The organism is Pseudomonas donghuensis, from assembly GCF_000259195.1.
GTDB lineage: Bacteria > Pseudomonadota > Gammaproteobacteria > Pseudomonadales > Pseudomonadaceae > Aquipseudomonas > Aquipseudomonas donghuensis.
This window is the reverse complement of the sequence record NZ_AJJP01000223.1, coordinates 1-4,780: the sequence shown is the minus strand read 5'-3', so window position 1 is coordinate 4,780 and position 4,780 is coordinate 1. Positions and strand designations below refer to the sequence as shown.

General features: G+C 62.6%; 6 protein-coding genes. 1 reads left to right on the top strand and 5 read right to left on the bottom strand.

Annotated features, from left to right (window positions below):
• Positions 1 to 69: 69 nt before the first annotated feature.
• Positions 70 to 351 carry an HU family DNA-binding protein gene (locus tag UW3_RS0102255; RefSeq protein ID WP_009398256.1) on the bottom strand — a complete coding sequence of 94 codons (282 nt, stop codon included), beginning with the start codon at positions 349 to 351 and terminating at the stop codon, positions 70 to 72.
• A 408-nt stretch (positions 352 to 759) separates the two neighbouring features.
• Between UW3_RS0102255 and yejK the strand changes: the two genes are divergently transcribed.
• Entirely contained in the window at positions 760 to 1,767 is a 1,008-nt protein-coding gene (gene yejK, locus UW3_RS0102250) for a nucleoid-associated protein YejK (protein ID WP_010220565.1), read from the top strand.
• Here the strand turns inward: yejK and UW3_RS0102245 are convergent.
• The 4 genes from UW3_RS0102245 to UW3_RS0102230 form a co-directional block, all read right to left on the bottom strand.
• A complete protein-coding gene (locus UW3_RS0102245) occupies positions 1,748 to 2,047 on the bottom strand; it encodes a GIY-YIG nuclease family protein (RefSeq protein WP_010220564.1) in 300 nt (99 codons plus the stop codon). The two genes, yejK and UW3_RS0102245, sit on opposite strands and share 20 nt — an antisense overlap.
• Before the next feature lie 39 nt (positions 2,048 to 2,086).
• Positions 2,087 to 2,557: a nuclear transport factor 2 family protein gene (locus UW3_RS0102240; protein WP_010220563.1), complete on the bottom strand. Its 471-nt coding sequence runs from the start codon at positions 2,555 to 2,557 to the stop codon at positions 2,087 to 2,089.
• Positions 2,558 to 2,754: 197 nt separating this feature from the next.
• The gene (locus tag UW3_RS0102235; RefSeq protein WP_010220562.1) at positions 2,755 to 4,038 is read right to left on the bottom strand and encodes a CynX/NimT family MFS transporter; all 1,284 of its coding nucleotides are present in this window, start codon (positions 4,036 to 4,038) and stop codon (positions 2,755 to 2,757) included.
• 15 nt (positions 4,039 to 4,053) lie between these two features.
• Positions 4,054 to 4,704 carry a FadR/GntR family transcriptional regulator gene (locus UW3_RS0102230; protein ID WP_010220561.1) on the bottom strand — a complete coding sequence of 217 codons (651 nt, stop codon included), beginning with the start codon at positions 4,702 to 4,704 and terminating at the stop codon, positions 4,054 to 4,056.
• Between the last annotated feature and the right edge of the window lie 76 nt (positions 4,705 to 4,780).

Sequence of the window (4,780 nt, the reverse complement as noted above, 5' to 3'; positions counted from 1 at the left end):
GTGTCGGGGTGACCATCTCATTAACCGCGTCCGGGCAACCCGGACGCGGTTTTTTCGAGCTGTTTACAATTACTTGTTTACAGCGTCGGTCAGCACTTTGGCTGGCACGAACTTGACGACTTTCTTGGCAGCGATTTCGATGGCAGCGCCAGTCGAAGGGTTGCGGCCGGTACGGGCAGGACGCTCGGTGATTTTCAGTTTGCCGATGCCTGGCAGGGTGATTTCGCTGCCATTTTCCAGCTGATCAGCAACGATCTGACCCAGTTGCTCCAGAGCGTTACGCGCGGTGGTTTTTGGCGCGTCGATAGCTTCAGCGATATCGGCGATCAGTTGGTCTTTGGTCAATGCCATGGTGGTGTTCCTTCCCTATCAAATTCAGTGAGTATGCAGAGTGCTACGTCAGTCATCGAGCCAGACCTGCGGGGGATCCGGCGGTCCGGTGTTACAGCCACGTCAATCGCGTATGTAGATACGTAAAACGACGTTTGGTTCGACGTGACGCGAGCGGTCTGCCAGCAATGCGCCACACACGGGGCGCAAGACCGGGCAAAACTACCACAGGAATAGATAAATATCCGCCTCCCTCAAGGCAAATGTGCAGGTTTTTCGGGGGTTTGCGCGAAAAAACGCAAAATTCTGAACAAAAAACGAACAACCGACATATCTGCCAACATCTGGCCACTGAATCACCCCTGGGCTGAGGTACACTTGGCGACTTTGCAACGCGGCCAGCACCGCCCATTTTCGACCGAGAATCCCATGCCGATCCGTCATTGCATCGTCCACCTGATCGACAAGAAACCCGATGGTAGCCCCGCCGTGCTGCACGCACGCGACTCGGAACTGGCCGAGTCCGGTGCCATCGAAAACCTCCTGGCCGACCTCAACGACAGCTACAACGCCAAACAGGGCAAGGCCTGGGGCTTCTTCCACGCAGAATCCGGCGCCCACCCGTTCAGCGGCTGGCTCAAGGAATACCTGGAGGAAGGCAGCACCTTTACCGCCTTCAGCCGGGTCGCCGTCGAACACCTGCAAAAACTGATGGAAGAGTCCAACCTGTCCGTCGGTGGCCACGTCTTGTTCGCCCACTACCAGCAAGGCATGACTGACTACCTGGCCATCGCCCTGCTGCACCACAGCGAAGGCGTGGCGGTGAACGCCGACCTCGACGTGACCCCGTCGCGCCACCTGGACCTGGGCCAGCTGCACCTGGCTGCACGCATCAACCTCTCCGAGTGGCAGAACAACAAAGCCTCCAAGCAGTACATCTCGTTCATCAAGGGCAAGAACGGCAAGAAGGTCTCGGAGTACTTCCGCGACTTCATCGGCTGCCAGGAAGGTGTCGACGGCCCGGGCGAAACCCGTACCCTGCTCAAGGCCTTCAGTGACTTCGTCGAAAGCGAGGACCTGCCCGAAGAAGCCGCTCGCGAGAAAACCCAGACCCTTGTCGACTACGCCACCAGCCAGACCAAGGCCGGCGAGCCGGTGACCCTTGAGGAGCTTTCGGGGCTGATCGACGAAGACCGCCCTCGGGCCTTCTACGAGCACATCCGCAACAAGGACTACGGCCTGTCGCCGGAAATCCCGGCCGATAAACGCACCCTCAACCAGTTCCGCCGCTTCACCGGGCGCGCCGAGGGCCTGTCGATCAGCTTTGAAGCCCACCTGCTGGGCTCGAAGATCGAATACGACGAGGAAGCCGGTACCCTGATCATCAAGGGCCTGCCGACGCAACTGACCGATCAGCTCAAGCGTCGCAAGGACTGAGCCCCGACCAGGAGGCCACCAGCGCTTCCTTGGCACTTTTGCGCAGCTTCTTCACCAGCCGCTCCTGTTGCAGGGCCTTGGTCTTGTCCGGCCAGGCTTCGACATAGACCAAAGCCACTGCCGGGCTGGTACTGAAGTAGCGTGCGCCCTGGCCCTTCTGATGGGCCAGGAAGCGCCGTGCGGGGTTGTCACTGATCCCGCAATACAGCGAGCCATTGGCGGCGCGCACCAGGTAGACGTACCAGGGTTTGTTCAGGGGTTCGGGAGTGGGCTCGGACACGACGGCTACTATCAACGGCAAAGCGCACAGCTTAGCGCTTCAGCGCCCGGCCTGAAACGCCCGCAGGCCTTTCTGCGCCTGGGCACGCACCTTGCCCTGCACCAGTGGTGACCAGCCCAGCAACAACCCGCTGGTGCCCAATGCCTGGCGCGACCAGCCCCACAGGTCGAAGCTATCGTGGTGCTCGCAGATCTTGCCGTCCCGCAGGACGAAACGCGCCTGAATGTCGTTGACCACGGTACGACCGGTCTGGCTGAACAGGTAGCGGGCGACCCAGTGCGCACTGGCGCTGCGTTCATCGGCACGCACGCTGTCGAAGGTCAGGGAAAAATCCTTGGCACGGGTGGTGAGCATGCGCCACATGTCACCCGCGTCCTTGCCGCGCAAGGTGCCGAAGGCCGGGTCGCTGAAGACGATATCGTCGCTGTAGCAGGCAACCATGGCTTCGGCATCCAGGCGCTGGAAGGCCTGGTAGAAGCGGGTGATCAAGGCAGTGTTGGCGTCGCTCATGGGCCGGTCCGTTTCGAAGGGAATAGGCCTGAACGATAGTCCGCTGGAGTGGCAAAAAGCTATGGACATTTGCCTGGCGAATGTCTGCTTAAACCCGGGCCGCTTCGCAGCCATCGCCAGCAAGGCTGGCGCCCACAGGAGTGTGCAGCAGTTCCCCTGTGGGAGCCGGCCTTGCCGGCAATAGCCTCAACGCAATCTCAAACCCGCTCGCTGACCACCTGCACATGCAAGTTGCGCCCGGCCTTGAGGCCAAAACCAATGGCGCCAGCCCCCAGCACCGCAAAGATCCAGCCTACCGCACTCCAGCCGCCGGTCAAATCATGCACCAGGCCGACCGCGAACGGCCCCATCGAAGCCAGGGTATAGCCGATGCCTTGAGCCATACTCGACAGGTTGGCCGCCACATGGGCGTCTTTGGAGCGCAGCACGATCAGGGTCAGGGCCAGGGCGAAAGTGCCGCCCTGCCCCAAGCCAAGCACGATTGCCCAGCCCCACAGGCCATCCAGGGGCGCATACAGGCAGCCGAACAAACCGGCCAGGGCCATGAGCATGACGATCACGATGGCCAGGCGCTGGTCCTTGCCGCGGGTCGCCAGCCAGGGGGCGCTGAGCGAGCTGATCAACTGCACGATGACTGAGCCGGAAAGCACCAACCCCGCCTGGGTCGGGCTCAGGCCGCGACCGATGAGAATCGACGGCAGCCAGCCAAAGACGATATAGGCCAGCGACGACTGCAGGCCCATGTACAAGGTCACCTGCCAGGCCAGCGGGTCGCGCAGCAGGCCACGCACCCGATAGGCGACGTGATGCGCACCGTGTCCCTCGCGCGCCTGGGGCAACCAGATCAGCGCGGCCAGCAATGCCGGGATCAACCAGAAACCCAGACCTAGCGACCAACTGTCACCCAGGCGCTCGCTCAGGGGGACGGTGGCGCCGGCCGCCATGGCCGCGCCCAGGCACAAAGCCATGGTGTAGACACCGGTCAGGGTCCCGGCGTGCTTGGGGAAATCACGTTTGACGATGCCAGGCAACAGTACGCCGATCACGCCGATGCTGGCCCCGGCCATGATGCTGCCGACGAACACGCCAGTACTGCCGAAGGCGCTACGCACGGCAATACCCGCTGCCAACACCAAAAGAATACCGAGGATCACCCGCTCGCTGCCAAAGCGCCGCGCCAGCAACGGTGCCAGCGGCGCGAACAGGCCCAGGCAAAGCACTGGCAAGGTCGTCAGCAAACCGGCCTGCGACGCTGTCAGGCCGAGGCTGTCGCAAACCTGGCTAAGCAGCGGCGCCATGCTCGACAACGCTGGCCGCAGGTTCAGCGCCACCAGCACCAGGCCGAGCAGCAACAGCCAGGGCCGCTTGAGCAGCACCGGCTGCTGTTGCACCTGTTCGTCGTCGGCCTCGGCGTCGATCAGCAGTTCTTCCAGCTCCGGCCCATTGGCTGGCGCCGCAGTTCGGGTTGTGTCATGGCCCATGGCAGTCTCGCAAGGTCAGGATTCGTTGATCAGGGTCCGGCTCAGGGCCTTGGCCCGGTCCGGATCGCGTTGTTCGATGGCATCGAGAATCTGCCCGTGCAGGTCGAAGACCAGCTGACAGCGGGGCGCGTGGGACAGGTTGTGGTGCAAGGTGGCGGCCACCACACCGGAAAAGTACCGATACAGCTCGCTCAGGGCCGGGTTGTGCGCGGCATCGACCAGGCGCTGGTGGAACACCAGATCGCAACGGATGTACTGCTCCAGGTCGGCATGAAAATGCGCGCCGCTGTGTTCGAGCGCTTCGCGAAGAGCGTGCAGGTCCGCGTCGGTACGACGCAGCGCGGCCAGGCCAATGGCTTCGGCTTCAAGAATATGGCGGGTCTCGCGCGCCTGCTCCAGATCGCAGCGCGACAAGGCCTGTAGCGCCTGCAGCGGGTCGACGGCGCTGCGCAGGTAGCTGCCATCCCCCTGGCGGACTTCGACCAGGCCGCTGAACGCCAGCACGCGCATGGCTTCACGCACGGTGTTGCGACTGATGCCCAGTTCGCTGGCCAGTTCCGGTTCGGTGGGCAGGCGCTGGCCCACGGCCCAGGCACCGCTGGCCACGCGCTGGCGCAGTTGCTCGACGGCTTGTTCGACCAGGGAGCGCTTGATCAATAACGTCATGACATCCAATCATCGGATGAATTCAGAAGGAAAAGATTACCGGTAACAAGCATCGCGGGGCAAGCCCGCTCCCACA

What these genes read in the sequence shown, in the direction of transcription:
- UW3_RS0102255 (WP_009398256.1), bottom strand. Translation starts at nt 351, where the DNA reads ATGGCATTGACCAAAGACCAACTGATCGCCGATATCGCTGAAGCTATC.
- yejK (WP_010220565.1), top strand. Translation starts at nt 760, where the DNA reads ATGCCGATCCGTCATTGCATCGTCCACCTGATCGACAAGAAACCCGAT.
- UW3_RS0102240 (WP_010220563.1), bottom strand. Translation starts at nt 2,557, where the DNA reads ATGAGCGACGCCAACACTGCCTTGATCACCCGCTTCTACCAGGCCTTC.
- UW3_RS0102235 (WP_010220562.1), bottom strand. Translation starts at nt 4,038, where the DNA reads ATGGGCCATGACACAACCCGAACTGCGGCGCCAGCCAATGGGCCGGAG.
- UW3_RS0102230 (WP_010220561.1), bottom strand. Translation starts at nt 4,704, where the DNA reads ATGACGTTATTGATCAAGCGCTCCCTGGTCGAACAAGCCGTCGAGCAA.